Genomic DNA, 305 nt, shown 5'->3' on the forward strand with positions numbered 1-305 from the left:
TACTCGCCATTTTGAACGGTTGCTTGAACTTCAATTGGCGCGTTTATACCATCGCTCAAAGTGATGGTAACAGTTTGGCCGTCTTCAACGTCAGTCACTGTGCCACGTATAACCATGGCGGCGCTTTCACCGTTGCCATTAATCACGCCATCTGCTGTTTTATCAATGCTGGTTGTAATTGCTGCGGTGTTATCAAGTTCTACGATATCTTGCGCACTTACAGGGTTACCCGCTAAATCTGATGCGCTTGCTGTAGCGGTGAGTGTGCCGTCGCTTAGTGCGCTTGCATCAATCGGATCGGTAAC

Annotated in this window: 1 protein-coding gene; it reads right to left on the minus strand. The window is 48.5% G+C overall.

Features of this window, described 5'->3' with window-relative positions; all coding sequences use genetic code 11:
• Positions 1-305, minus strand: a 305-nt coding sequence (locus AN393_RS20315) for a hypothetical protein (protein WP_161804177.1), incomplete at both ends; no start/stop codon positions are given.

Source organism: Pseudoalteromonas sp. P1-25 (assembly GCF_001401805.1).
Lineage (GTDB): Bacteria > Pseudomonadota > Gammaproteobacteria > Enterobacterales > Alteromonadaceae > Pseudoalteromonas.